Source organism: Saccharopolyspora sp. 6V, assembly GCF_020176785.1.
Lineage (GTDB): Bacteria > Actinomycetota > Actinomycetes > Mycobacteriales > Pseudonocardiaceae > Saccharopolyspora_C > Saccharopolyspora_C gregorii.
Genome location: NZ_JAIUKB010000016.1, coordinates 80,971 through 105,035, shown reverse-complemented (window position 1 = coordinate 105,035; position 24,065 = coordinate 80,971). Strand labels below are relative to the sequence as shown.

Sequence of the window (24,065 nt, the reverse complement as noted above, 5' to 3'; positions counted from 1 at the left end):
CCGGTGACGGGCGTACGAATGACGACGACTCGGACCGGTCGTCATGTTCCCGAACGGGCCGTCAGTCCACCAGCGACGTTGGAGGCCTTCCACCATGGCCAGCACCACCGCCTCCGCGGCGGAGGCCCCCCAGCGCGAGGGCAACCCTCGTGCCAAGGGATCCCTCTACCGCGGTGACTTGGGCATGTGGTCGTGGGTAGCGCACCGGATCACGGGCGTGCTCACATTCTTCTTCTTGTTCGTGCACGTGTTGGACACCGCTCTCGTGCGGGTATCGCCCGAGGCGTACGACACGGTCATCGAAACCTACAAAAGCCCGATCATGATCCTGTTCGAACTGGGTCTGCTCGCGGCGGTGCTGTTCCACGCGTTCAACGGCATCCGCGTCATGCTGGTCGACTTCTGGTCGAACGGGCCGAAATACCAGAAGCCGATGCTCTGGACCGTTCTGGTGGTGTGGCTGGTGCTGATCGTGCCCGCCGCCATCAGCATGCTCACGCGCGCCGTCACGGAACTGTTCGGGGGGCACTGACCCATGACCACCATCGACGCGCCGCTGTCGGTCGACAAGCCCCGGTCCCCGCACCGCCCGGCCGCTCGCCGCAGCAACTTCGAGCTCTACAGCTGGCTGTTCATGCGCCTGTCGGGCGTGCTGCTGCTGTTCTTGGTCCTCGGGCACATGCTGATCATGCTGTTCCTGGACGGCGGGGTGCACCGGGTCAACTTCGCGTTCGTCGCGGGCCGCTGGGCCTCCCCGTTCTGGCAGTTCTGGGACCTGACGATGCTGTGGCTGGCCGGTCTGCACGGCGGCAACGGGCTGCGCACCGTGATCAACGACTACTCCCGCAAGGACGCCACCCGGTTCTGGCTGAAGATGCTGCTGTACGTCTCGGTCCTGCTCACGGTCGGTCTGGGCACCTTCGTGCTCTTCACCTTCGACCCGAACATCGGCTGACGACACAGCGCAGGCTTCGAGGCCACGCCGTGAGCGGACGGCCTCGCCAGCGGCCCTAGGAGGCGACCATGCAACACCACAAGTACGACGTGGTCATCGTCGGCGCCGGCGGCGCCGGGATGCGCGCGGCGATCGAGTCGGGCCAGCGCGCCCGCACCGCCGTGCTGACGAAGCTGTACCCCACCCGCTCCCACACCGGCGCGGCGCAGGGCGGCATGTGCGCCGCGCTGGCCAACGTCGAAGAGGACAACTGGGAGTGGCACACCTTCGACACCATCAAGGGCGGCGACTACCTCGTCGACCAGGACGCCGCCGAGGTCATGGCCAAGGAGGCCATCGACTCGGTGCTCGACCTGGAGAAGATGGGGCTGCCGTTCAACCGGACGCCCGAAGGCAAGATCGACCAGCGCCGGTTCGGCGGGCACACCCGCGACCACGGCAAGTCCCCGGTGCGCCGGGCCTGCTACGCCGCGGACCGCACCGGCCACATGATCCTGCAGACGCTGTACCAGAACTGCATCAAGCACGGCGTGGAGTTCTTCAACGAGTTCTACGTCCTCGACGTCACCATGAGCGAGGGCGAGGACGGCGAGCAGGTCTGCACCGGCGCGGTGGCCTACGAGCTCGCCACCGGTGAGATCCACGTGTTCGAGGCGAAGGCCGTCGTGTTCGCCACCGGCGGTTTCGGCAAGGTCTTCAAGACGACGTCCAACGCGCACACCCTCACCGGTGACGGCATGGGCATCATCTACCGCAAGGGCCTGCCGCTGGAGGACATGGAGTTCTACCAGTTCCACCCGACCGGCCTGGCCGGCCTGGGCATCCTCATCTCGGAGGCGGTCCGCGGCGAGGGCGGCATCCTGCGCAACGCCGACGGCGAGCGGTTCATGGAGCGCTACGCCCCGACGATCAAGGACCTGGCGCCGCGCGACATCGTCGCCCGCTCCATGGCCCTGGAGGTGCTGGAAGGCCGCGGCGCCGGTCCGAACAAGGACTACGTGCTGCTCGACGTCACGCACCTCGGCGCGGACGTGCTGGAGCAGAAGCTGCCGGACATCACCGAGTTCTCCCGCACCTACCTGGGTGTGGAGCCGACCACCGAACCGGTGCCGGTGTACCCGACCGCGCACTACGCGATGGGCGGCATCCCCACCAACATCACCGGTGAGGTGCTGCGGGACAACGAGCACACCGTGCCGGGGCTGTACGCCGCGGGCGAGTGCGCCTGCGTGTCGGTGCACGGCTCGAACCGGCTGGGCACGAACTCGCTGCTGGACATCAACGTGTTCGGCCGCCGCGCGGGCATCGCCGCCGCGGAGTACGCCAACGCGCACGAGCACGTGGAACTCCCGGAGGAGCCCACCAAGCTCGTCGAGGGCATGGTCGAGCACCTGCGCACCGCGCACGGCGGGGAGCGGGTCGCCACGATCCGCACCGAGCTGCAGGAGACGATGGACGCCAACGCCTCGGTGTACCGCACCGAGGAGACGCTGAAGCAGGCGCTGTCGGACGTGCAGGCGCTCAAGGAGCGCTACGGCCGGATCGCGGTGCACGACAAGGGCAAGCGGTTCAACTCGGACCTGCTGGAGGCCATCGAGCTCGGCTTCCTGCTGGACCTGGCCGAGTCGCTGGTGAACGCGGCGCTGGCGCGCAAGGAGTCCCGCGGCGGGCACGCCCGCGAGGACTACACCGCCCGCGACGACACCAACTTCATGCGCCACAGCATGTCGTACAAGCAGCTGCCCGACGCCGAGGATCCGAACGCGCCACTGGGACTGACCGGCTTCCAGTCCGACATCCGGCTGGACTACAAGCCCGTCGTCGTCACCCGGTACCAGCCGATGGAGCGTAAGTACTGATGACCGCAACCGTGACGAACACCGAACAGACCACCGACCTGCCTTCGGACGCCCCGCCCATCCCCGAGGGCGCCACGATGGTCACGGTCAAGATCCAGCGGTTCAACCCGGAGGTCGACGAGGACCTGCACTGGGAGTCCTTCCGGATCCCGGCGCTGCCCAGCGACCGCGTGCTGAACCTGCTGCACTACATCAAGTGGTACGTGGACGGCTCGCTGACGTTCCGGCGCTCCTGCGCCCACGGCGTCTGCGGTTCGGACGCGATGCGCATCAACGGCGTCAACCGGTTGGCCTGCAAGGTCCTCATGAAGGACCTGCTGGCCAAGAACGGCGAGACGACGATCACCGTCGAGCCGATCAAGGGCCTGCCGGTGCACAAGGACCTGCTGGTCGACATGGAACCGTTCTTCGAGGCCTACCGGGCGATCAAGCCCTACCTGGTCACCTCGGGCAACGAGCCGACCCGCGAACGCACCCAGTCCGTCGCCGAGCGCGCGCGCTTCGACGACACCACCAAGTGCATCCTGTGCGCGGCCTGCACCACGTCCTGCCCGGTGTACTGGTCGGAGGGCTCGTACTTCGGTCCCGCCGCCATCGTCAACGCGCACCGGTTCATCTTCGACAGCCGCGACGAGGCCGCCGAGGAGCGCCTGGACATCCTCAACGACGTGGACGGCGTGTGGCGCTGCCGCACCACGTTCAACTGCACGGACGCCTGCCCCCGCGGCATCCAGGTCACCAAGGCGATCCAAGAGGTCAAGCGCGCCCTCATGTTCCGCCGCCGCTGACCCGGCACCCCCCCCCCCCACCCCCCCCCCCCCCCCCCCCCCCCCCCCCCCCCCCCGGCTGCGCGCCGCAGACCGCGGGGGCCTCGGGCGGGGGCGGGGGGGGGCGCGGCCCCCGCCCCCCCGCCCCGCCCCCCCCGCCCCGCGGGGCGGGGGGGGGCGGCGCTTCCGCGTTCGCCAGGTCAGCGCTGGGGGCTGGTGAAGCGTTCGTGGCCGACGACGTTGAGGAGTTCCAGCTTGGCGTGGCCGTCGCTGCCGGGGGCCGCGGTGAGCACCAGCAGCGCCTGGGTCTGGTCCTCGGTGAACAGCACCTGGCAGTCCACCTCGATCGCGCCGACCTCGGGATGCAGCAGCGTCTTGTGGTCCTCGAAGCGCTTCGCGACCTCGTGGCGCCGCCACAGCTCGGCGAACTCCGCGCTCTCCCGCAGCAGCGCCCGCACCACGTCACCGGCGGCGGAGGCGTCGCCCAGCAGCCCGTAGCCGACCCGCAGGTTCGCGACCTGCGCGCGGCTCTGCCGGTCCCGGTCGGCCTCCGGGTACATGCGGCGCTCGTGCTCCGGGTCGGTGAACCAGCGGTAGACCTCGCTGCGGGCCAGCCCCGTGTAGCCGGAGCGGTCGCCGAGCAGGGCGCAGGCCATCCGGTTCTGCACCAGCGTCTCCCCCAGCGGGGACAGGATCAGCGCCGGCGTGTCGTCCAGCCGGTCCAGCACCCGCAGCAGCGCCGGGGCCACGTGCGCCGACGCCAGGACCCGCCGCGGGGGGTTGTGCCCGGCCACCTGGAACAGGTAGTCCCGCTCGTCGTCGCTGAGCCGCAGCGCCCTGGCCAGCGCGGTCAGCAGCTGCGCGCTCGGGTGCGGGCCGCGGCGCTGCTCCAGCCGCGTGTAGTAGTCGGTGGACATCCCCGCCAGCGAGGCGACCTCCTCCCGCCGCAGCCCGGGGGTGCGCCTGCGCGCGCCCGGGGGCAGGCCCACGTCCGCGGGGCGCAGCGCCTCGCGGCGGCGGGTGAGGAAGGTGGCGAGCGCGGGTCGATCCATGCCACCAGCATGGACCCGGCCGGTGACGCCGACCAGGGACCGCCGATCCCCCGATAACCGATCTCTGCACGTGAGGACGGCACCGCCGCAGACTCGTGGCATGCACATCAGCGGAAACACCCTCTTCATCCCCGGCGCCACCAGCGGCATCGGCCTGGCCCTCGCGCTGCGCTTCCACGAGAAGGGCAACACCGTCATCGTCGGCGGCAGGCGCGAGGAGCTCCTCGCGCAGATCGCCGCCGAGCACCCTGGCATCGACACCCAGCGGATCGACACGCTGGACCCGGCGAGCATCCGCGCCGCGTCCGCCGAGGTGCTGGCACGCCACCCCGACCTGAACGTGCTCGTCCCGATGGCGGGCATCATGCGCGCCGAGAACTGGCGGGACCCCGCCGGGTTCCTCGAATCGGCGGAGGACGTCATCGCCACCAACGTGCTCGGGCCGATCCGGCTCATCGCCGAGTTCATCGAGCACCTGCAGGGGCGGCCGGACGCGACCATCCTCACCGTGAGTTCTGGTCTCGCGTTCACCCCGCTGCGCGTGACGCCCAGCTACAACGCCTCGAAGGCCGCGATCCACATGCTCACCGAATCGCTGCGGCTGCAACTGCGGGGCACCAGCGTGCGGCTGCAGGAGCTGGCGCCGCCGGCGGTGCAGACCGACTTGATGCCCGGGCACCGGGAGAGCGCGCACGCGATGCCGCTGGACGAGTTCATCGACGAGGTGATGGCGCTGCTGGAAGCCGACCCCGACGCGCGGGAGATCCTCGTCGAGCGGGTCAAGTTCCTGCGCTACTCGGAGGTCCGCGGCGAGTTCGACCAGGTGGTGGCCGCCCTCGACGCCGCCGACCCGCACGGCAACGCGGCCTGACCGGAAGCGCGACGATCTGCTGGAGGAGGAAGACATGCCGTTCGCGAACCTGAAGGTGCCCGCCGGAACCCTCGACGCCGAGCAGAAGGAACGGCTCGTGCACCGCGTCACCGACCTCTACGCCGAAGTCTTCGGCGAACGGGCCCGCGCCACCACGCTCGTGCTCGTGGAGGACGTCGCCGACGGCGGCTGGGGCATCGGCGGGAACGTGCTGACGCTCGCCGCGCTGCAGGGCGGGGCGGGAACCGCGCCGGACGCCGGGTAGGGCGCGCCGGAGGGTCAGCGGCGGGTCGCGCGGAACGCGCGCCAGCCCAGCACGCCGATCGCGGTGCCCAGGACCAGCGACACCGCGGCGATCACGAAGTGCACGTAGAGGAACGGCGTCGGGGAACCGGCCTGCCAGGAGTTCTCGCTCACCCAGATGTTGCGGAAGAACGTCGGCCACAGCAGCCACGACCACACGCCGAAGGCGAGCAGGAACAGGGCGGTACGGCGGGAGAACGTCACGGGGGCAGTATCTCCCCGCATCCGGCGGCCCGGCCCGGCGCCCACCTCCCGAGTGGCCCAGCTCTCGCTGCCGAGTGGGCCGGCTCTCGCTCCCGAGTGAGCCGGCTCTCGGCGGGTGGGCGCCCGCCCGGCGCGCTCCGCGGCCTCCGGCGAACGGTCCTCGATCCCGCGCGGCGGGCCGCGCCGTCCCCCGGTCAGCGGCGGATCCGCTGAGCGACCACCCGCGGGGTCGCAGGCCTTTCCCCGCGAGGACGGCGACTTCCCCGTGCACGGACCGACGCAGTGGACATCGACCTCCAGCGGGGAAACCGCTGCGGTTCCGCCATCCCCGTGCTGCCCGGCAGAGGTGGGAAAGCAGGCCGTGGGGTCCCGCCGCCCGACCACAGAACCGAAGGGTTTCCGGCGGACCGGGGGTCGCGGCGGGATCCGGTTCGCTAGCCTGAGCGCGTGCCCGCGAGAGCTCACCACCCGGTCGCCCCGGTCCGCACATCCCACCCCTTCCCGCCGAGAAATCCGGCATTCGCACCGAATGCCGCGGACGTGCGGCGCGTCGCGGGCAGGCTCGTCGCCGCCGGGTGCACCGCGCTCGTGCTGCTGGGCGGCGCGCCGCTGACCGCAGCCGCGCAGGAACCGGCGGGGTGCCCCGGTGCCGCCGCTCCGCCGCCCGCCGTCGACACCTCCGAGGTCCCGGCTCCGGGCGAACCCGTCCCAGAACCGCTGCCGGTGCCGGACGAGCCGGTCGGCGGTGCGCGGCTCGGCGAGTGCGGCGAGATCAACGCGCCCGGCGCACCGCCGGCCGCGCTGGACCCGATCGCTTCCCAGTCGTGGGTGCTGGCCGACCTGGACACCGGGGAAGTGCTCGCGGCCCGCGACCCGCACGCCCGGCACCGGCCTGCGTCCACCATCAAGGTGCTCACCGCGCTGGTCGCGATCCGCGAGCTCGACCTCTCCGACACGCTCGTGGTCACCCAGGACGACGCCGACCAGGAAGGCAGCCGGGTCGGCCTGGAACCCGGCACCACCTACAGCGTCGAGCAGGTGCTGGCCGGGCTGATCATGCAGTCCGGCAACGACGCGGCGCACGCGCTCGCCAGGAAGCTCGGCGGCATCGACGACACCGTGCGGAAGATGAACGCGCTCGCCGACGAACTCGGCGCGCACGACACCCGCGCCGCCACCCCGTCCGGGCTGGACGGCCCGGGGATGAGCACCTCCGCCTACGACCTGGCGCTGATCTTCCGGGAGGCCATGCGGCACCCCGAGTTCGCGCACGCCGAATCGGTCCGCGAGACCACGCTGCCCGGCAAGCCGGGTGGCCCGCCGCTGCCGGTGGAGAGCGACAACGCGGTGCTGTGGAACTACCCGGGCGCGCTCGGCGGCAAGACCGGGTTCACCGACGACGCCCGGCACACGTTCATCGCCGCCGCCGAACGCGACGGCAGGCGGCTCGTCGCGGTGCTGATGCGCGGGGAGAACAAGCCGGTCCGGCAGTCGAAGTTCACCATGCAGCTGCTCGACCACGGCTTCTCGCTCCCGCCCGGCACCTCGGTCGGCGAGCTGGTCACCGAACCGGAGCCGTCCGAGGAGCCCGAGGAGCCCGCCGCCCAGGCCGCCGCGGACGGGGACCTGCCCAGCTCGCCCATGTTCGGCACCGTCGGGGTGCCGCTGACGGCGCTGGCCGTGCTGATCATCGTGGTCGCCGGGGCGTTCGCGGTGCTGCGCAGGCGCCGCACCCGGCTCGCCGCGGCCCGGCGCGCGGCGAACCGCGGGCCGGACCACCCGTGACCTGATCACCCGGACGGGCTAGGTAGTACTCGGGTAATCGCACCGGTCCGACCGGAACCGGAACCCGGCATTCTCGTTGGTAGGAGTCGAGCGGCGGGCGGTCCCCGGAAGACGCAGCTCGGGCCGCCCGGACGGTGCTACCCCGAGCCGGTCGCCGACTCCGGCCCCGTGCGGTGGCCACCGCACGGGCCACGGCTCACCCGGCCTCGCCCCGAACCTGGCCGGGTGGGCCCCGCGGTCACCTCAGCGGCGGCGCAACGACCAGCCGACCAGCGCACCGAGCCCGAACAGCGCGGCCGAGGACTTCGCCCCCGCACCGACCAGCCGCACCTGCGGCCGGATCACCGCGGGCGGCGGCGGTTCCGGCAGCGCGCGGTGCTCGTTCTCCGCCGACGACGCGGTCCAGGCCGTGACGAACAGGATGAACCGCGACGTCAGGTACGCGAACACCAGCAGGCCCAGGATCGGACCGAACGCGGCCGCCGCGGGCGACCCGGTGACGCTGCCGAGGTACACCACCCCGACCTGCTTGAGCACCTCGAAGCCGATCGCCGCGAACAGCCCGCCCCACACGGCGCTGCGCAACGACACCGGCAGCCGCGGCAGCCGCGCCAGCACCCAGATGAACACCAGCCAGCCCGCGCCCAGCGACAGCAGGATCGCGAGCAGCGACAGCCCGATCCGCGCGGGCCAGGTGTTCCCGATCCCCAGCGCCGCGAACAGCGCCCGCCCGACGCCACCGCCGAGGGCGCTGAGCCCGAACGACACCGCCATCGCCAGCCCCAGCCCGATCAGCGACACCAGGTCGGAGGCGAGTCGCTTGAGCATCGGCGGGGCCTGCTGCTGCTGGCTCCACTGCGCGGTCAACGCCTCGCGCAGGTTCGTCATCCACCCCAGCCCGGAGTACAGGGCGACGAGCAGCCCGATGATCCCGACCGTGCCCGCCTGCTCGATCGCCTGTCCCACGACCTGGTTGAGCATGCCGCTCATCTCGCGGTTCGGGACGGCCTCGGTGATCGACAACCGCAGCTGCTCCAGCAGGTCCGGGTTGCCCGCGAGCACGAAACCCGCCACCGCGAAGGAGATCATCAGCAGCGGCACCAGGGCCAGCACGCTGAAGTAGGTGATCGCCGCGGCGTAGTAGTCGCCGTACTGGCTCTGGTAGCGCGCCGCGGCGCGGATCAGCCGGTCCAGCCAGGGATGGTCCCGGCGCAACCGCTCCAGCAGACCGGGACCTCCCCCGGTCGTGGCGGCGCGCGCGGGTTGGCTGCGATCGGTCACGGGTCACCTCCAGGCCCGTCCGGGACGGACGCGTTGCCCCGAACGGGCCTGAGGCTACCGCCGAATGATCTCGTCAGCGCAAGATCGGCGCGCCGTCAGCCGGCCAGCGGCGGGAGGAATCCGACGCGCTCGTAGGTGACCCGCAGGGTCTCGGTCGCGACCTCGCGGGCGTGCTCGGCGCCGCGGGCAAGCACCTTGTCCAGCTCGGCCGGGTCGGCGAGGTAGCCGTGCACCTTCTCCTGGAACGGGACGGCGAACTCGACGAACGCCTCGCCGACGGCCTTCTTCAGGTCGCCGTAGCCGCTCCCGTCGAACTCGGCGACCAGCTCGTCGATGGTGCGGCCGGTCAGCGCCGAGTGGATGGCGAGCAGGTTGCTCACGCCCGCCTTCTGCTCCGGGTCGTAGCGGATCTCGCGCTCGTTGTCGGTGACCGCGGAGCGGATCTTCTTGGCGGAGCGCTTCGGGTCCTCCAGGAGGTCGACGACGCCGCTCGGCTGGGACTTGCTCATCTTCGCCGACGGGTCCTGCAGGTCCTGGATCTTGGCGGCCTCCTTCGGGATGTGCGCGGAGGGCACGGTGAAGGTGTCGCCGTAGCGGGAGTTGAACCGCTGCGCGAGGTTGCGGGTGAGCTCCAGGTGCTGGCGCTGGTCCTCGCCGACGGGGACCTGGTTCGCCTGGTACAGCAGGATGTCCGCGGCCTGCAGCACCGGGTAGGTGAACAGCCCGACGCTGATGTGGTCGGCGTCCTGCCGAGCGGACTTGTCCTTGAACTGGGTCATCCGGCCCGCTTCGCCGAACCCGGCGAGGCATTCGAGCACCCAGCTCAGCTGGGCGTGCTCGGGGACGTGGCTCTGCACGAACAGGGTGGACGCGTCGGGATCGATGCCCAGGGCCAGCAACTGCGCCGCCGAGACGCGGGTGCGTTCGCGCAGCAGCGCCGGGTCCTGCGCGACGGTGATCGCGTGCAGGTCGACGACGCAGTAGAACGCGTCGTGGTCGGCCTGCATCCGCACCCAGGACCGCAGGGCGCCCAGGTAGTTGCCGAGGTGGAAGGAGTCGGCGGTGGGCTGGATGCCCGACAGGACGCGGGGTCCGCGCCCGGGCGCCGAGCCGCCTGCGGAGGTGTGCGGGTTCTGGGTGGCCGAGTCGTCGCTGCTCACCCGTCGATTCTCGCAAGGTCCGCGGCGGCGGGGGGACCGGGTGGCGCTTCCCGGTGGAGGCCGGTGCGCCGCGCCGGGCGTGCGGTCAGCCCTTGCGCTGGTTCTCCGGCTGGATCTCGATCTTCTTGCGGCGGAGGACGCCGGCGAGCATGCCGACGATGCCGAAGCCGACTGCGGCGATGCCGACCGGGGTGGCGGCGCCCGCGAGGGCGGTGCCCTGCGCGAGGACCTGGCCGCTGCCCGCGGCCTGCGCCGTGGCGGTGCCGAGGAGCGCGGTGGTCAGGACCGCGCTGGCCAGCAGCAGCGCCGACACCAGCACCCGCTTGATCATGCGAGCAAATCGGCTACGCACGAGCGTTGCCTCCCTTGACGGTTAACCCGTACGGGTCACAGATCTCGTTCAACCCGGTTGCGGACCGTACCGATCGTGTGTGAACACCACGATCGCGTTGCGTAAACCGGACACGACGCAAAGATCCTATTTACCCCCCGAACCGGTCCCGCACCGGGTACCCGAAGCGAGCGTTATCACTGATCGCATCCGGTATGCGCCTTCGGACTCGCACGATGCAACGAATAGGCGCGGCCCGAGCCGGTGACGAGTGCCATAACTCGGTCGAGTGGCAAGACTGGCAAGGCATTGACTCGTCCGGCCCTAGCGGCGGCCACCGGATCGGGCGACCCGGCGGGAGCCCGCGCGGACCGGCGCCGACCACCACCCGGTTCCCCCGCCGGATTGCTCCTTTTCGCCCTGTCGAAGCCCGCCGAGTGGGCGGATCATCCGACGATCAGTCACTGATCGCTCGGTACGAGAGTGCCGTGGGAGGACACGTGTCACCACAACGATCGACACCGCGCCCGCGCGGGAAGCACCTGCGCTTGGCGGGTTCCGCGCTGGCGCTGAGCCTGCTGGTCCCGGCCGTCGCCGCCGTCCCGACCGGCGTCGCCCGGACCGCCACCGCCGCGCCGGGGGCCCCGCCCGCGACCGCACCGCCCGCCCACTTCGTGGTGCTGGGCCCCACCGGCGACGGGCTGCGCCTGACCGAGGAATCGGTGCGCGCCGTCGGCGGTTCCGTCGTGCACAGCTGGCCGCAGATCGGCGTCGTGCTCGCCACCTCCACCGACCCCGGGTTCGCGGCCGTCGTGCGCGCGCAACCCGCGGTCGACCAGGCGGGGGCCAGCCGGAACCTGGCGGAGCAGCTGCCGCCCGCAGCCTCCAGCACCCGGCTGGAGGTGCTGGAGGGGACCGCCGCGCCAGGACCCGCCACCGCCGCCGCGGACCGGGAACCGCTGGAAGCCGACCAGTGGGACCTGCCGCTGATCGGGGCCGACCGGGCGCACGAGATCTCCACCAGCAGCCCGGACGTCACCGTCGGCGTCCTCGACTACGGCATCGACCCGGAACACCCCGACCTGAAGCCGAACCTGGACCTGTCGAAGTCGGTGAGCTGCGCCCGCGACGGCATCCCGGACACCGCGGTCGAGGCGTGGGCCCCGGCCGACGACACCCAGGCGCACGGCACCCACGTGGCGGGCACCATCGCCGCCGCCCGCAACGGGGTCGGTGTGGCGGGCGTCGCCCCGGACACGAGCCTCGCCTCGGTGCGGGTGATCGACGACGACGGGTTCATCTACCCCGAGTACGCGGTGTGCGGGTTCCTGTGGGCCGCCGAGCACGACATCGACGTCACGAACAACTCCTACTTCGTGGACCCCTGGTACCTGTGGTGCGAGAGCGACCCGGACCAGCGCGCGGGCGCGGAAGCGGTACGCCGGGCCGCGGCCTACGCGGCGGGGCACGACGTGGTGACGGTCGCGGCGGCGGGCAACAGCGGCTGGGACCTGTCGCAGCCGATCCACGACACGGACAGCCCGAACAACGGCGGGCCGCAGCAGGACCGGTGGGCCGGGCACGACTGCGCGGCGCTGCCCGGTGAGCTGCCGGGCGTGGTCGCGGTGTCCTCGGTGGGTTCGGACGCGGTGAAGTCGTACTTCTCGAACTACGGGCTCGGTTCGGTCGCGGTGACCGCGCCGGGCGGGGACGCGCGGCAGATCCCGCAGACGCCGTCGGCGAACGGCCGCATCCTCTCCAGCGTTCCCGGCGGCGGCTGGGGCTGGATGCAGGGCACCTCGATGGCCTCCCCGCACGCGGCGGGCGTGGTCGCGCTGCTGCGCGCCACCCACCCGGAGTGGAGCGCCCCGCAGGTCACCGGCGCGCTGTCGGGGCAGGCCGACGCGCTGCCGTGCCCGGAGGGCTACGACCCGGACGGCGACGGGCAGCCGGACGCGGTGTGCGCGGGCGGTGCGACCGGCGCCGGGTTCTACGGCGCGGGGCTCATCGACGCGCTCGACGCGGTCCGCTGAACGGGTTCCGGGCGCGCTCCGCGCGGGGCGCGCCCGGGCTCGGCGTCACTCCCCCGGGCTGACCCAGCCGCGGCGCTCGCCCTCGCCGATCAGCTCCCGCACCATCGTCCACAGTGGAGTGGAGGCTTCGCCGATCACGGCCTTGCGGGCGCGCACGGTGTCGGCGGTGACGCCGGGCGTCCGCCAGGTCCCGCCGCGCGCCAGCCAGTTCAGCAGCAGCGGCTGCACCCGGTCCACGGCCTTCGCGAAGCGCGCCTCCGGTGAACCGCGGGACTCGAACTCGTCCCACAGGCCGCGGAAGCGCGCCGCTTGGTCGGCGGGCAGCAGGCCGAACAGCCGGTCGGCGGCGGCCTGTTCGCGCTCCTGCTGGCTCTCCCGGCCCGCGTCGTCGTAGAGCGGGGTGTCCCCGGCGTAGATCTCGACCAGGTCGTGCAGCACGACGAGTTCGACGGTGCGCCCGACGTCGATCGGTTCGTCGGAGTGCTCGGCCAGCACCGACACCATCAGCGCCAGGTGCCAGGAGTGCTCGGCGTCGTTCTCCCTGCGGTCCGCCGCGGCCAGCGGGGACTGGCGCAGCACGGTCTTGAGCTTGTCCACCTCGGCGAGGAACACCAGCTGCTCCCGCAGCCGCCCGCCGATGGCGTCGGGCAGCGGGGTGCGCTCGGCGATCAGGTCTTCGTCGTCCACCACCCGATCATGCCCGCCGGGCCCGCCCGGGTGAACGGCCGTTCCGGTCAGCCCCAGGTGAGGAAGCGGTAGTGCAGCCCCGTGCTGGACTCCTGCCAGTCACCGGTCGAGTCCGGCGGGCGGCCCACGTCGGGCGCGACGGTGTCGCCGTCGAAGCGCTCCCGGATCTCGGTGACCACGATCCGGTCCGCGAGCGGCAGCGCCGCCCGGTACACCGCGGCGCCCCCGATCACCCACACGTCCCCCTCCGGCGCCGCGAGCGCCGCGGCCAGGTCGGGGAAGGTCTCCGCGCCGTCCTGCGGGGTGCGCGAGAGCACCAGGTTGCGGCGGCCCGGCAGCGGGCGGAACCGCGGCGGCAGCGATTCCCAGGTGCGCCGGCCCATCAGCACGGTCGCGCCCGCGGTCGTGGTGCGGAAGTGCTTCAGGTCCTCCGGCAGGTGCCAGGGCATGGTGCCGTCGCGGCCGATGACACCGGTCGTCGACTGGGCCCAGACGAGGCCGATCACACCGCCACCGGCGCCTTGATGCCCGGATGCGGGTCGTAGCCCTCGATCGAGATGTGCTCGTAGGTGTAGTCGAACAGGCTCTCCGCCGGCTTCAGCTCCAGCCGCGGGAACGGCCGCGCGTCCCGCGCGAGCTGGGTCCGGACCTGCTCCTCGTGGTTGTCGTAGATGTGGCAGTCCCCGCCGGTCCACACGAAGTCGCCGACGCCGAGCCCGACCTGCTCGGCGATCATGCTGGTCAGCAGCGCGTAGCTGGCGATGTTGAACGGCACGCCGAGGAACAGGTCCGCGCTGCGCTGGTACAGCTGGCAGGAGAGCAGGCCGTCGGCGACGTAGAACTGGAAGAACGCGTGGCACGGCGGCAGCGCCATCCGCGGCAGGTCGGCGACGTTCCACGCGGACACGATGATCCGCCGGGAGTCCGGGTTCTCCCGCAGCGTGCGCAGCACTTCGGAGATCTGGTCGACGTGCCCGCCGTCCGGCGTGGGCCAGGACCGCCACTGCACGCCGTAGATCGGGCCGAGGTCGCCGTCCGGCGCCGCCCACTCGTCCCAGATCTTCACGCCGCGCTCCTGCAGCCAGGTGGCGTTCGGGTCGCCGCGCAGGAACCACAGCAGCTCGTGGGCGACCGAGCGGAAGTGCACCTTCTTCGTGGTGATCAGCGGGAAGCCGTCGGAGAGCCGGTAGCGCAGCTGGTGCCCGAAGATCGACCGGGTGCCGGTGCCGGTGCGGTCCGCTTTGCGGGTGCCGTGGTCGAGCACGTGGCGGAGCAGGTCTTCGTACTGCGTGTCGGGCATGCCGTCGAGCGTAGACGAGCAGTTCCCGATCACCGCGGTGCCCGAGCGCCCGTGGGCGGCGGTCGGCGCGGGCGGCTCCGGCGGGCGGGCGCGGCACGGGCGGGCCGGACGGGTCCCGCCCGCCCGGAGGCCGACGGCGATCGCTGCGCCGTGCGCGCGATCAGAGGTCGTAGGTGACGGTGACCGGCGCGTGGTCGCTCCAGCGCTTGTCGTACGACGGCGCCTTCTCGACGACGGCGCTGGTGGCCCGTTCCGCGAGCCCCGGGGTGGCGACCTGGTAGTCGATGCGCCAGCCGGAATCGTTGTCGAAGGCCTTCCCGCGGTACGACCACCACGAGTACGGACCGGGGCCTTCGGGATTCCGGGCGCGGAACACGTCGACGTAACCGAGTTCGTCGAAGACGCGGCTGAGCCATTCCCTTTCCTCCGGCAGGAATCCCGCGGATTTCCGGTTGGCCTTCCAGTTCTTCAGGTCGTCCTCGCGGTGCGCGATGTTCCAATCCCCGCACACCAGGACTTCGCGGCCGTCCTCGCGCGCGCGGGTGCGCAGCGAATCGAGGTGCGGCAGGAATTCCGCCATGAACCGCTCCTTCTCGTCCTGGCGTTCCGTGCCGACCTCACCGCTGGGCAGGTAGAGGCTGGCGACGACGAGTCCGGGCAGTTCGATCTCCGCGTAACGGCCGCTGTCGTCGAATTCTTCGCTGCCGAAACCGATCCGGGAGGCGGTGGGTTCGACCCGCGAGTACAGCGCGACACCGCTGCGGCCCTTCGCGGCGGCGGGCGCGAGCAGCGGGAACCAGCCGTCGGGTTCGAGGACGGCGGCGGGCAGCTGATCCGGTTCGGCGCGGGTCTCCTGCAGGCAGATCACGTCGGCGGTGGTTCCGGACAACCACTCGACGAATCCCTTCTTCGCTGCGGCGCGCAATCCGTTGACGTTGACGGTCGAGGCGGTGAACACGCCGGTGAGCGTAGCGATCGGTACCGACGATCGGGCATTGCGCTCGGCGCGATCGTGCGCCGATACTGTTCTGGCTGGGGTGACTGGGGATTCACCGGGGATGTTGATCATGCGCCTTCGACCTGCTGGAACGGTTCACAACCTTCGCGGGCGGTGCGGTGAGATGGGCTAGACTGCCATGCCGGGTAACGGTGCGTACCGCTGGTACGACGATGTGTCGATGGAAACGACCGTGCGTGATTCGGGAGGTCTGGACGTGACCACGGATGGTGCCGCGAGTGGCGGCCCCACCGCGCGTCGCCTGGTTCTGGGGAGCCAGTTGCGCCGGTTGCGCGAGGCCAGCGGCATCTCCCGCGAGGACGCGGGGTACGAGATCCGCGGTTCCGGGTCCAAGATCAGCCGCCTGGAGCTCGGCCGGGTCGGATTCAAGGAACGCGACGTCGCCGACCTGCTGACCCTGTACGGGGTGTCCGACGAGGGCGAGCGCAGCTCCTTCCTCGAACTCGTCCGCCAGTCCAACCAGCCCGGCTGGTGGCACCGCTACAGCGACCTCGTCCCGTCCTGGTTCCAGGACTACGTGGGGCTGGAGGAGTCGGCGTCGCGGATCCAGACCTACGAGATCCAGTTCGTGCCCGGCCTGCTGCAGACCGAGGACTACGCGCGGGCCATCGCCAGCCAGGGGCGGCCGGAGGCCGTGGAGGAAGAGGTGGAGCGCCGGGTTCGGCTGCGGATGCACCGCCAGCGCCTGTTCACCCAGCCGAACGCCCCGCGGTTGTGGGCGGTGATCGACGAGTCGGTGCTGCACCGGCCGATCGGCGGCGTGGACGTGCTGCGCGAGCAGATCGACCACCTGCTGGAAGTGATCAAGCTGCCGACGATCTCGTTGCAGGTGCTGCCGTTCGACCTGGGCCGCTCCGGGGCGGAGGGCGCGTTCACGATCCTGCGGTTCGCCGAGCAGGAGATCCCGGACATCGTCTACCTGGAGCACCTCTCGGGCGCGCTGTACCTGGACAAGCCGGAGGACGTGGAGCTCTACAGCAAGGTCAGCCACCGGCTCGCGGTCGATGCGCACACGCCGGAGGCGACCCGCAAGACCTTGCAAGCAGCGCGCAAGGCGCTCGGGAACGCGAGCTGACCCGCGCGTCCTTCTTTCTGTGAGTTGCCTCACAGTTTTCCGCGATCTGTTACGCGGGCTTCCGCGATGCCTGATCCTGCACGAAGCCATATGCAGGATTAATCTGCGATTGTGGCCGCAACAGTTCGACGCTCCGTGATCACAATGGACCTCTGCGTCACCTACCCGGGCGTCCGTGCGTCTGCACGTGCATACATCATTCCAACGTTCAGTGATACGGTCCTTGCACGATCGGATGCACGTGCATCTGGTCGTTGCAAGCAACTCGGGGAAAGGCTGGGAACTTCGATGCCGGAGATCCGAAACGGAATGATCGCAGGGAACCTGCCCGAAGCGTCCTGGCGCAAGAGCGCGCACAGCGGCTCGGTGGGCAACTGCGTGGAGCTGGCCTCCCTGCTCGACGGAGACATCGCCGTCCGCAACTCCCGCTACCCCGACGGGCCCGCGCTCATCTACACCAGGGAGGAGATCGCGGCCTTCCTGTCAGGTGCCAAGGACGGCGAGTTCGACGACCTGATCGTCTGACCCCCGCCCCGACCCCCGCAATCGACCAGCGCTCGCGCAGAACCCTCGGTGGCGTCATGAACGACATAACGGACGGCTTGCAGGCACTCATCGCCCGCGACTTCCACTTCGCGCACCCCCGCGACGCGAACGGCACCCTCATCGCCGTCGTCGGGATCCGGGTGCACCACGGCGTGATCGACATCGTGCAGCTCTACGGCGAGGACGAGGCCGACGCCGCCCGCATCCCGGGCGACGAGCCGGACGTCCTGTTCCCGAAGACCGTGCTGTGGCGGACCACCGGGTCCGCGGACGAAGTGGTCGAAGCGGCACTGGCGCTGGAGGACCCCGAGGAGGACCGGGCCTCCGCGAAAGGCTGCTGGGTACCCACCCACGCGGGGCGTTCCACCTGGTTGGCCGCCTCCGCCTGACCCGGCCCGGCCCGGCGGCTGACGAACCACGCGGCCGCGGTCGCCCGCTCCACGCAGCGGACGACCGCGGCCGTTCGCGCATCCACCCCCGCGCCCGGCGGACCCGGCCCGCGCAACCCGACCGCTCCCCGGACGTCTCGGAGGAGGGAGGCGCGCCCGATCTCATCCTCCGGTAGGAGGGCTCCTGGCCGATGTGCTGATCCGCCCGGCTCCCGCGGTCGACGACGGTGGGGCGCACGCCGCGGCCGAAGCCGGGCGCGCCCACGACGAGGAGGAGGACCCCGTGTCCGCGACATGCCCGATGACCGGCGGCGCGGTGATCGCCGACGGGATCAGCAAGGAGTTCGGGACGGCCCGCCGCCCCGCGCTGCACGACGTGACCCTCCGGGCCGCACCCGGGCGCTGCACCGCCGTGGTCGGCCCCGCGGGCTCCGGCAAGAGCGTGCTGCTGCGCTGCCTGGCCGGTCTGGAACGGCCCACCCGCGGCACCGTGCGGATCGCGGGCACCGAGCTGACCGCGCTCGACGAGGCCGCCCGCACCGAGTTCCGCCGCACCCGGATCGGCGTCGTCTACCGGCAGGCGAACCTGCTGCCCCAGCTCGACGTGGCCGACAACCTGCTGCTGCCGCTGGACACCGCGGGCAGGCGCGCGGACCCGGACCTGCTGCAGCGCGCGCTGGACCTGCTGGACGTGCGGGAGCTGCTGGACCGCGCCACCCCGACGCTGACCCGCGCCGAGGAGCTGCGCGTCGCGGTGGCCCGCACCGTGCTGCAACGGGCCGACCTGCTGCTGGTCGACGACCCGACCGCCGGGCTCGACGCGATCACCGGCAGGCACCACCTGCGGCTGCTGCGCCGGCGCTGCGCGGAGTTCGGGTTGCCCCTCGTGCTGTTCTCCGCCGACCCGGCCACCGCCGCCCACGCGGACCGGGTCATCGCCCTGCAGGACGGGCGGGTCGTGCAGGAGCGCGACCGCCCCGCGGACTGCGGCTGCGAGCCCGGGAGCACCGAGCACATCGCCTGATCCCGCGGCCCCGACCTGCTCCCGATCGGCGCCGCCGCGCCCCGCCCGCGCCGGGTTCCGAGTGACCGGCGACACCGAGCGCGGCGGATGCGATCATGGTGCGCACGCGGCCGCCGCGCGGCGACCGCCCTGCCCCACCGAACCCCGCGCACGGCGTCCCGACCGCGGCCGCACCACGGGTGGATCCTCCCGATCCCCGGCGAGTGCCGACCGGTGGGACCTCCGAGCGCGCACGACGAGAGCAGGTCGATGTCAGAACCGGAAGTCGAACCCGTCCGGGTCCGCGATCTGATCGTCCGGCCGCAGGGCTCGACGGTGCTCATCCTGCACTCCTCCGGCGGCGATGAGACCGAGCAGCGCGTGTTCGGCGCCGTGCCCGTGGCGCCCGGTGACGGCCTCGTGCTGGCAGCGGCCGAAGCCGTGCGCGCGAGCGGATTCCGCGCCGCGCTGCGCCACGCCAGCCGGACGGCGGTCACCACCGCCGCGGCCCGCGCCAAGGACGCGGGCACCGGCCCGCCGCGGCTGTGGCTCGCGATCTCCGGGGCGGGCAGGCTCGACGGCCGGGGCCGGTCCACCGCGCAGAAGCTGGCGCGCGAGTTCGCCGTCGAGGTGTACGCCCCGGACGGCCCGGTCACCTTCGTCGCGGGCGGCTCGATCTTCACCGGCGCCGACCACCACGGCTGGGTGCGGTTCCCGGCCGGCGGGGGTGCGGGCGAACTGCACAGCGCGCGCTACCCGCAGCCGCCGTGGGAGGCGCTGCTGCCGCGCGGCGCGGTGCACGACGGCGGACTGCACGCGGAACCGGTCCCGGCGGGCTTGGCGGCCTCGGCGACCGCGGAGACCACCGCCGACGAGGTGTGGCACGCGGTCGCGGTGTCCGCGGAGCACCCGCGCATCGTGCTCGGCGGGCCGCAGGGCCCCGCCATCGCACCGCACCAGGTGGCGGCGCTGCTCCGGCGGTTCCCGCACGCGGTGCGGGAGCGGATCCAGCTGGTGCCCGCGCACCCGGAACCGGCCTCCCCGCAGTGGCTCGGCAAGCTCGCGGCGCTGCTCGGGCACGACGTGGTGTCCGCCACCGGGCTGATCCGCCACGGGGTCCACGCCGAGTTCACCCTCGTCCCGGACCAGCGGGGCGGGCCGAGCTGGCTGCCCCTCGCCGCGCTGCTGCGGTACTCCCCCGACGGCCGGGTGGAACCGGTGCTGGCCGGGGCGCCGCCGCGCGGCTGGGTGCCGGCCGGGCCGCTGGTGTTCCGCTGGGGCGGGATGACCGATCCGCACCCCACCCCGCACGAGGTGATCGCGAAGGTGGTGCCCGCGGGCGTCGCGCTGCTGCCCGCGCCGCGGGCGGGCGTGCCCGGTGCCGCCGACCGGCTCACGTTCGAACCGGACCGGCTGACCGTGGTGCTGGGCTGGCCGTGCACGCCGCTGCCGGAGGGGATGCCTGCCGCGCTGAACCGCTTGCTGTCCGGGCTGGACGCCGAGCAGCGGGTGCGGGCGCGGCTGCTGGTGCAGGGGATCGCGTCGGAGTCGATGCGCGAGCAGCTGCGCGGCGCGGCCGGGCCGCTGGCCGACCGGCTGCGGTTCCCGGCGGTGCTGCCCGCGGCGGCGGGGCTGGGAGGTCCGGTTCCGGACGAACCGGTGTCGGGTGGTGCGGGGTCGGGTGGTCCTGCGTCGGGTGGTGCGGTGTCGGGTGGTGCGGTGTCAGCCGGTCCGCTGCCAGGCGGTCCGGTGCCAGGCGGTCCGGTACCAGGCGGTCCGGTACCGGTGGCCGCCTCCGACGAGCCGGTGGCGCCCGCGGCGGAGGACGCGCCCGCAGCGGAAACCCCGCAGGACTCCGCGGACGGGCCGTCCGCTGCGAGCACCGCCCCGCCCGCGGGGACGGCTCCCGCCGGTCCGAACGGCGCGGCTCCGGGCGGCGCGGGCGGCCCGCCGCCCGGATCGGCCGCCGCCGCACCGAGCAGATCGGACGGTCCCGGCACCGAAGACGAGCCCCCGGCACCGATGACGTCCTTGGCCACCAGGAGGATTCCGCTCACCGGCCTGCTCCCGGCCGACGCCGGGTTCCCGGTGGCGGTGCGCGCCGACTCCGCGCAGGACGTCCCCCGGATGTCCGCCGAGGTGCCGATGACGCAGCTCGCCGCCCCGGCGGCGCTGCCGAAGCGGCAGCCGGGGGCCTCTCCCCTGTCCCTGCAATCCCGGCAGCGCAAGGCGCGGCTGTCCGCGGCCGCCGCGAAGCGCGCGGAACGGCCCGAACCGGTGCGGGTCACCCAGCTCGCCACCATCAGCGCCGCGCAGGTGCAGCCGGCGGAACCGAACGCGGCGGCGGAACCGGCGGTCGCCCCGGCGGACCGCACCATGCGGCTGTCGGTGGCGGCGCTGCGCTTGCCGCCGCGCCGCACCGCGTCCGGTGAGCGCTCGGCGCTGGTGCCGATCCCGGCGCTGCCGCAGTTCCTGGCCAAGCGGCGCAGCAGCGATCAGCAGCGCACCGCCTTCGCCCAGCGGGCGGGCACCGACTTCGAGGCCGGGCTGGCACAGGTGCGCGCCGCGCTCGCCGCCGCCACCGACGTCGTGGAGCCGGAGCCGGAAGCCGACCTCGTGGCCGTCCGGCTCTACCTCGGCGACGGCGCTTTCGGCGCCGTGTCGGTGAACCGCGCGCTGCGCGGCGCGGGGCGGGACGAGTTCGGCGACCACGCGGTGTGCCTCATGTCCGGGCTGCGCAGGCTGCCGGTGCACGGCGGCCCGGTGCACCGGCTGCTGGAGCTGGATGCGCTGGACGTCTACGAGCCGGGGATGCCGGTGTCCGAGGCGGGTTTCCTCAGCGCGGGCACCGAACCGGTGCGCGCCGAGGGCCACGCGCAGGTGATGCTCTGGTCGCAGGACGCGCGCCGCACGACGCCGCTGGGCGACACCACCGGGGAGGTGGTGTTCCCGGCCGGGGCCCGGTTCGCGGTGCTCGCCGTGGACCGCGACGCGGACGGTCCGGTGGTGCTGCTGCGCGAACTGGGCCGGGCGGAGGAACCGGGCGAGGCACCGGATTCGGACGCCGAGCACCTGGAGCTGATGCGCCTCGCCCGCAAGCACCGGCGGGCCGCGGCGCGCACCCCCGCCGGGGACGCGCTGGCCCGGTTGGCGGAACCGGTGGGGTTCGTCCCGGACGAGCTGCCGGAGCCCGCGGAGCGCTAGCGGCCCCCATCCGAGGGAAACCCTCCGACAGCACCGCGGCACCCGGCCCGCACCGCGACCCCCGCTCCGGAAGAACCTTGCTGAACAGCACGAACGCCTCCGAGCACCGGTCGGTTCCCGGTGCAGGCGGGCGCTGCGGCGGGTCACCGCGGACCGGTTCGCCACACCCGTTCGGTGTTAGTGTTCAACGGAAGTGCACACTTGGCGCAACCGCGGCCGGAACGATCCACCAGCCGCTCGCCTGGTCCGAGCGCAGGTGGCGCCGGACGCCCCGGACAGCCGGTCAACGCGAGCGCCGCGCAGGCGCGGCGGACGCACGGGCGGCTCGCGGACCTCCGAGCGCGGAGAACGAGAGCGAATCCATGTCTGACCTCGACGAATCCGGGACCGCGCGGGTTCGCGACCTGGTCGTGCGAGCGCACGGCTCGACCGTGCTCGTCGTGCGCCGGTCGGCCGCGGACGAGGAGAGCGCCGCGCTGGCGGGTGCCGTTCCCGTCGGGCCCGGCGAAGGCCTCGTCCTCACCTCCCCCGCCGCGGTGCAGGCCGGTGGGTTCCGCACCGCGCTGCGCAAGGCCTGCCGGGCCGCGGTGGCCGCCGCCGAGCGGACCCGGAACCCGGCCGAGCCGCCCAGGTTGTGGGTGGCGGTGCCGTCCCTGGGCGAGCGCGGCCGCGGCCGCCCGCAGGGGCAGAAGCTCGCCCGCGAACTGGGCGCCGAGGTGCACGCGCCGAGCGGCCCGGTCCGGATCGTCGCGGGCGGTTGCGCGTACGCCGGGGACGAGGACCACCGGTGGATCCGGTTCACCGCGGACGGTCCCGGCGAGGCGCACGGCACCCGCTTCCCCCGCCCGGAGTGGGAGGACCGGTTGCCGCGCGGCTCCGGCTACGACGGCACGCTGCACCTGCGGCCGGTGCCCGCGGGTCTCGCCGCGGCGCTGGACGGCGCGGAGCCGGTGCTGGAGCTCGCCCGGTGGATCCCGGTCGCGCCCGCCCGGCCGCGGCTGGTGATCGGCGGACGCGGGTTGCTGCCGCACCAGGTCGCCGCGTTGCTGCGGCGGTTCCCGGAGCCGGTGCGGCTGCGGATGCAGCTGGTGCCGCTGGACCAGTGGACCGCGTCCGGCGGGTGGCTCGCGGAGCTGTCGCGGACGCTGGGGCACGAGGTGGTGTCCACGATCGGCCCGTTGCAGCAGCTCGGCGGGCTCGAAGCGGCGCACCTGGTCGACGCGATCGGCGCGCCGACCTGGCGCCCGTTCGCGGCCGCGTTGCGGCACGGTGCCGACGGCCGGATCGCCGCGGTGCAGGCGAACCTGGCACCGCGCGGCTGGATGCCGGCGGGCCCGCTGGCCTACCGCTGGAGCGGTTCGCCGGAGGTGCAGCCGACGCCGCACGAGATCATCGCGAAGGTGGTGCCCGCCGGACTGGCCCTGGTGCCCGCGAGCAAGGTCGCGTCCTCGACGTCGGCGGACCGGCTCTCGTTCGAGACCGACCGGTTGACGATCACCGTCGGCGTGCCGTGCACCCCGATGCCGGAGGGTGCGGCGCTGGCGCTGCACCGGGTGCTGGGCGGGCTGGACCGGGAGCAGCTGGCGCGGGTGCGGATCCTGGTGCTCGGCGTCGCCGATCGGGCCGCCCGGTCGGCCCTGCTGTCGGCGGCCGGGGAGTTGCGCGGGCGGGTCGCGTTCCCGAAGGTGCTCTCTGCGCCGCTGCGGGAGGAGGACGCGACGCTGCGGGTGCACCGGCAGGCGACCGCTCCGGCGGAGGCCGAGCGGACCCAGCGGGTCGAGCGGGTGGAACGCACCCAGGTGGTGCGGGCGGCGGACGTCGCGGCGGCGGAGAAACCCGACGCGCTCCGCACGGGCGGTGCCCCGGCGCAGGCCGCATCCGCGCCGGCCGCCGAGGAGACCACGGTGGTGCGGGCAGCGGACGTCGCGGCGGCAGCGGGAGCCTCCACCGAGCAGGAGGCGGGAACGAACAACGGTGCCGCGCCGGCGAAGTCCGGGTCCACCGCAGCCGCGGCCACCGCGGCGGGACCGTCCGCGGCCGGGGCGCCGCCCATCACGATGTCCGGGGGTCCCGTCCCCACCACCTCGGCCGAAACGGTGCGGGTCGACGTCTCCACCCTCCGCGCCGCCATGACCGCCGAGCCCGAGCACGAGGCAACGGCCGAGGCAGCCGCACCGGCCGAACCGGGGGCCGCGACGGCGGCGGAGCACCCGCCCGCGACCTCCGGCGACTCCACCGCGCA

The 24,065-nt window shown here is 73.0% G+C and carries 24 protein-coding genes; 13 read left to right on the top strand and 11 right to left on the bottom strand.

The window, feature by feature from the left end; translation table 11 throughout:
- The first annotated feature begins 94 nt into the window (after positions 1–94).
- The 4 genes from sdhC to LCD35_RS03900 all read left to right on the top strand — a co-directional run bounded on the left by sdhC (position 95) and on the right by LCD35_RS03900 (position 3,602).
- Positions 95–532, top strand: coding sequence for a succinate dehydrogenase, cytochrome b556 subunit (gene sdhC, locus LCD35_RS03915; RefSeq protein WP_224955935.1), 438 nt, complete (start codon positions 95–97; stop codon positions 530–532).
- Between the two features lie 3 nt (positions 533–535).
- Positions 536–955, top strand: coding sequence for a succinate dehydrogenase hydrophobic membrane anchor subunit (locus tag LCD35_RS03910; protein WP_224955936.1), 420 nt, complete (start codon positions 536–538; stop codon positions 953–955).
- A 68-nt stretch (positions 956–1,023) separates the two neighbouring features.
- Positions 1,024–2,814 carry a succinate dehydrogenase flavoprotein subunit gene (gene sdhA, locus LCD35_RS03905; RefSeq protein WP_224955937.1) on the top strand — a complete coding sequence of 597 codons (1,791 nt, stop codon included), beginning with the start codon at positions 1,024–1,026 and terminating at the stop codon, positions 2,812–2,814.
- Positions 2,814–3,602, top strand: coding sequence for a succinate dehydrogenase iron-sulfur subunit (locus LCD35_RS03900; RefSeq protein ID WP_224955938.1), 789 nt, complete (start codon positions 2,814–2,816; stop codon positions 3,600–3,602). Before sdhA ends, LCD35_RS03900 begins: the two co-directional genes overlap by 1 nt.
- A gap of 179 nt (positions 3,603–3,781) precedes the next feature.
- On the opposite strand, the gene LCD35_RS03895 is transcribed toward LCD35_RS03900, so the two are convergent.
- The gene (locus LCD35_RS03895; RefSeq protein ID WP_224955939.1) at positions 3,782–4,633 is read right to left on the bottom strand and encodes a helix-turn-helix transcriptional regulator; all 852 of its coding nucleotides are present in this window, start codon (positions 4,631–4,633) and stop codon (positions 3,782–3,784) included.
- A 100-nt stretch (positions 4,634–4,733) separates the two neighbouring features.
- On the opposite strand from LCD35_RS03895, the gene LCD35_RS03890 reads away from it, so the two are divergent.
- Both LCD35_RS03890 and LCD35_RS03885 read left to right on the top strand, forming a co-directional pair.
- Positions 4,734–5,504 carry an SDR family oxidoreductase gene (locus tag LCD35_RS03890; protein ID WP_224965987.1) on the top strand — a complete coding sequence of 257 codons (771 nt, stop codon included), beginning with the start codon at positions 4,734–4,736 and terminating at the stop codon, positions 5,502–5,504.
- 34 nt (positions 5,505–5,538) lie between these two features.
- Positions 5,539–5,769, top strand: coding sequence for a 4-oxalocrotonate tautomerase family protein (locus tag LCD35_RS03885; RefSeq protein WP_224955941.1), 231 nt, complete (start codon positions 5,539–5,541; stop codon positions 5,767–5,769).
- Positions 5,770–5,783: 14 nt separating this feature from the next.
- Here the strand turns inward: LCD35_RS03885 and LCD35_RS03880 are convergent, their stop codons facing one another.
- A complete protein-coding gene (locus LCD35_RS03880) occupies positions 5,784–6,011 on the bottom strand; it encodes an SCO4848 family membrane protein (RefSeq protein WP_224955942.1) in 228 nt (75 codons plus the stop codon).
- Between the two features lie 540 nt (positions 6,012–6,551).
- Here LCD35_RS03880 and LCD35_RS03875 point away from each other — a divergent pair.
- Positions 6,552–7,796: a D-alanyl-D-alanine carboxypeptidase family protein gene (locus LCD35_RS03875; RefSeq protein WP_225043715.1), complete on the top strand. Its 1,245-nt coding sequence runs from the start codon at positions 6,552–6,554 to the stop codon at positions 7,794–7,796.
- Positions 7,797–8,039: 243 nt separating this feature from the next.
- Here LCD35_RS03875 and yhjD read toward each other — a convergent pair whose 3' ends face one another.
- From yhjD to LCD35_RS03860, 3 genes are all read right to left on the bottom strand, one after another.
- A complete protein-coding gene (gene yhjD, locus LCD35_RS03870) occupies positions 8,040–9,077 on the bottom strand; it encodes an inner membrane protein YhjD (protein ID WP_225043714.1) in 1,038 nt (345 codons plus the stop codon).
- Positions 9,078–9,172: 95 nt separating this feature from the next.
- Positions 9,173–10,237, bottom strand: coding sequence for a tryptophan--tRNA ligase (gene trpS / locus LCD35_RS03865; RefSeq protein WP_374108028.1), 1,065 nt, complete (start codon positions 10,235–10,237; stop codon positions 9,173–9,175).
- Positions 10,238–10,322: 85 nt separating this feature from the next.
- A complete protein-coding gene (locus LCD35_RS03860; RefSeq protein WP_224955945.1) occupies positions 10,323–10,568 on the bottom strand; it encodes a hypothetical protein in 246 nt (81 codons plus the stop codon).
- A 500-nt stretch (positions 10,569–11,068) separates the two neighbouring features.
- Between LCD35_RS03860 and LCD35_RS03855 the strand changes: the two genes are divergently transcribed.
- Complete coding sequence (locus tag LCD35_RS03855; protein WP_225043713.1) at positions 11,069–12,601, top strand: S8 family serine peptidase; 1,533 nt, start codon at positions 11,069–11,071, stop codon at positions 12,599–12,601.
- A 45-nt stretch (positions 12,602–12,646) separates the two neighbouring features.
- Here the strand turns inward: LCD35_RS03855 and LCD35_RS03850 are convergent, their stop codons facing one another.
- The 4 genes from LCD35_RS03850 to LCD35_RS03835 form a co-directional block, all read right to left on the bottom strand.
- Positions 12,647–13,288, bottom strand: a complete 642-nt coding sequence (locus LCD35_RS03850) for an HD family hydrolase (RefSeq protein WP_224965991.1) — start codon at positions 13,286–13,288, stop codon at positions 12,647–12,649.
- A gap of 47 nt (positions 13,289–13,335) precedes the next feature.
- Positions 13,336–13,794, bottom strand: a complete 459-nt coding sequence (locus LCD35_RS03845) for a dihydrofolate reductase (protein WP_224977943.1) — start codon at positions 13,792–13,794, stop codon at positions 13,336–13,338.
- Positions 13,791–14,588 carry a thymidylate synthase gene (locus tag LCD35_RS03840; RefSeq protein WP_224965993.1) on the bottom strand — a complete coding sequence of 266 codons (798 nt, stop codon included), beginning with the start codon at positions 14,586–14,588 and terminating at the stop codon, positions 13,791–13,793. The genes LCD35_RS03845 and LCD35_RS03840 overlap by 4 nt, the downstream gene beginning before the upstream one ends.
- A gap of 160 nt (positions 14,589–14,748) precedes the next feature.
- Complete coding sequence (locus LCD35_RS03835) at positions 14,749–15,546, bottom strand: exodeoxyribonuclease III (protein WP_224955951.1); 798 nt, start codon at positions 15,544–15,546, stop codon at positions 14,749–14,751.
- Between the two features lie 220 nt (positions 15,547–15,766).
- Here LCD35_RS03835 and LCD35_RS03830 point away from each other — a divergent pair, with 220 nt between their 5' ends.
- From LCD35_RS03830 to LCD35_RS03810, 5 genes are all read left to right on the top strand, one after another.
- Positions 15,767–16,681 carry a helix-turn-helix domain-containing protein gene (locus LCD35_RS03830; RefSeq protein ID WP_374108027.1) on the top strand — a complete coding sequence of 305 codons (915 nt, stop codon included), beginning with the start codon at positions 15,767–15,769 and terminating at the stop codon, positions 16,679–16,681.
- A gap of 309 nt (positions 16,682–16,990) precedes the next feature.
- Complete coding sequence (locus tag LCD35_RS03825; RefSeq protein WP_373690007.1) at positions 16,991–17,206, top strand: DUF397 domain-containing protein; 216 nt, start codon at positions 16,991–16,993, stop codon at positions 17,204–17,206.
- 56 nt (positions 17,207–17,262) lie between these two features.
- A complete protein-coding gene (locus LCD35_RS03820) occupies positions 17,263–17,616 on the top strand; it encodes a hypothetical protein (RefSeq protein ID WP_224955954.1) in 354 nt (117 codons plus the stop codon).
- A 283-nt stretch (positions 17,617–17,899) separates the two neighbouring features.
- Positions 17,900–18,640 (top strand): ABC transporter ATP-binding protein, encoded by a 741-nt coding sequence (locus tag LCD35_RS03815; RefSeq protein WP_224955955.1) that lies wholly within the window; start codon positions 17,900–17,902, stop codon positions 18,638–18,640.
- A gap of 249 nt (positions 18,641–18,889) precedes the next feature.
- Entirely contained in the window at positions 18,890–21,823 is a 2,934-nt protein-coding gene (locus tag LCD35_RS03810; protein ID WP_225043712.1) for a hypothetical protein, read from the top strand.
- Positions 21,824–22,703: 880 nt separating this feature from the next.
- Here the strand turns inward: LCD35_RS03810 and LCD35_RS03805 are convergent.
- Together LCD35_RS03805 and LCD35_RS03800 are read right to left on the bottom strand one after the other, a co-directional pair.
- On the bottom strand, positions 22,704–22,991 hold the full coding sequence (locus tag LCD35_RS03805) for a hypothetical protein (RefSeq protein ID WP_225043711.1): 288 nt from the start codon (positions 22,989–22,991) through the stop codon (positions 22,704–22,706).
- Positions 22,992–23,165: 174 nt separating this feature from the next.
- Positions 23,166–23,903, bottom strand: coding sequence for a hypothetical protein (locus tag LCD35_RS03800; RefSeq protein ID WP_225043710.1), 738 nt, complete (start codon positions 23,901–23,903; stop codon positions 23,166–23,168).
- Positions 23,904–24,065 lie beyond the last annotated feature (162 nt).

Bases quoted from the DNA above. Each gene is read 5' to 3' on its own strand.
- LCD35_RS03900 (WP_224955938.1), top strand. From the start codon at position 2,814: ATGACCGCAACCGTGACGAACACCGAACAGACCACCGACCTGCCTTCG.
- LCD35_RS03810 (WP_225043712.1), top strand. From the start codon at position 18,890: ATGTCAGAACCGGAAGTCGAACCCGTCCGGGTCCGCGATCTGATCGTC.
- sdhA (WP_224955937.1), top strand. From the start codon at position 1,024: ATGCAACACCACAAGTACGACGTGGTCATCGTCGGCGCCGGCGGCGCC.
- sdhC (WP_224955935.1), top strand. From the start codon at position 95: ATGGCCAGCACCACCGCCTCCGCGGCGGAGGCCCCCCAGCGCGAGGGC.
- LCD35_RS03910 (WP_224955936.1), top strand. From the start codon at position 536: ATGACCACCATCGACGCGCCGCTGTCGGTCGACAAGCCCCGGTCCCCG.
- LCD35_RS03890 (WP_224965987.1), top strand. From the start codon at position 4,734: ATGCACATCAGCGGAAACACCCTCTTCATCCCCGGCGCCACCAGCGGC.
- LCD35_RS03820 (WP_224955954.1), top strand. From the start codon at position 17,263: ATGAACGACATAACGGACGGCTTGCAGGCACTCATCGCCCGCGACTTC.
- LCD35_RS03885 (WP_224955941.1), top strand. From the start codon at position 5,539: ATGCCGTTCGCGAACCTGAAGGTGCCCGCCGGAACCCTCGACGCCGAG.
- LCD35_RS03895 (WP_224955939.1), bottom strand. From the start codon at position 4,633: ATGGATCGACCCGCGCTCGCCACCTTCCTCACCCGCCGCCGCGAGGCG.
- LCD35_RS03840 (WP_224965993.1), bottom strand. From the start codon at position 14,588: ATGCCCGACACGCAGTACGAAGACCTGCTCCGCCACGTGCTCGACCAC.
- LCD35_RS03860 (WP_224955945.1), bottom strand. From the start codon at position 10,568: ATGATCAAGCGGGTGCTGGTGTCGGCGCTGCTGCTGGCCAGCGCGGTC.
- LCD35_RS03825 (WP_373690007.1), top strand. From the start codon at position 16,991: ATGATCGCAGGGAACCTGCCCGAAGCGTCCTGGCGCAAGAGCGCGCAC.
- LCD35_RS03830 (WP_374108027.1), top strand. From the start codon at position 15,767: ATGGAAACGACCGTGCGTGATTCGGGAGGTCTGGACGTGACCACGGAT.